The 1,364-nt window shown below is 39.1% G+C and carries 1 protein-coding gene; it reads left to right on the top strand.

Going from position 1 to position 1,364, the window contains the following annotated elements; all coding sequences use genetic code 11:
- Window positions 1-1,364 (top strand): beta strand repeat-containing protein (locus AC23L6_RS13325; RefSeq protein ID WP_487562971.1); only part of this gene is annotated, 1,364 nt, incomplete at both ends.

Below are 1,364 nucleotides of genomic sequence, written 5' to 3'. Positions count from 1 at the left end.
AACAACACTATTAGTTTGTCATCAGGTATTGGAACTAACGCCCAAACAGTCAATTTGAATACGCCTATTACTAATATTACGTACAATACTACAGGAGCAACAGGAGCAACTTTCTCAGGACTTCCTTTGGGAGTTAGTGGTATTTGGTCAGCTAATACGGTAACAATTTCAGGAAGCCCTTCGGTTTCTGTAGGTTCTCCATATACTTATACGGTAACTTTAACAGGAGGTTGTGGAACAGTAAGTACAACAGGAACAATCACAGTAAACCCAAACAATACGATAAGCTTGTCTTCTGCTGTTGGAACTAATGCACAAACGGTTTGTCTTAATGCACCTATTACTAATATCACGTACAATACAACAGGAGCAACAGGAGCAACTTTCTCAGGACTTCCTTTGGGAGTTAGTGGTATTTGGTCAGCTAATACGGTTACAATTTCAGGAAGCCCTTCGGTTTCTGTAGGTTCTCCATATACTTATACGGTAACTTTAACAGGAGGAGCAGGAATTATCAGTACAACAGGAACAATCACAGTAAATCCAGACAATACAATAAGTTTATCTTCTACTGTTGGAACTAATGCACAAACTGTTTGTATTAATTCCCCCATTACTAATATTACGTACAATACTACTGGGGCAACAGGAGCAACTTTCTCAGGACTTCCATCGGGAGTTAGTGGTATTTGGTCAGGCAATACGGTTACAATTTCAGGAAGCCCTTCGGTTTCTGTAGGTTCTCCATACACTTATACGGTAACTTTAACAGGAGGTTGTGGGACAGTAATTACAACCGGAACTATTACAGTAAATCCAAACAATACGATAAATTTATCTTCAGGTGTTGGAACTAATGCACAAACGATTTGTATTAATGCACCTATTACTGATATTACGTACGATACTACTGGGGCAACAGGGGCAACTTTCTCAGGACTTCCATCGGGAGTTAGTGGTATTTGGTCAGCTAATACGGTTACAATTTCAGGAAGTCCTTCGATTTCTGTAGGTTCTCCATACACTTATACGGTAATTTTAACAGGAGGTTGTGGAACAGTAAGTACAACAGGAACAATTACAGTAAATCCAAATAATACAATAAGTTTATCTTCTGCTGTTGGAACTAATGCACAAACTGTTTGTATTAATTCCCCCATTACTAATATTACGTACAATACTACTGGGGCAACAGGAGCAACTTTCTCAGGACTTCCATCGGGAGTTAGTGGTATTTGGTCAGCCAATACGGTTACAATTTCAGGAACACCTTCGGTTTCTGTAGGTTCTCCATATACTTATACGGTAACTTTAACAGGAGGTTGTGGTACTGTAAGTACAACTGGAACTGTTACTGTAAATTC

Source organism: Flavobacterium sp. R1_16, assembly GCF_057652095.1.
Note: the sequence above shows the minus strand (reverse complement) of the source record. Positions and strands in the feature narration are given on the sequence as shown.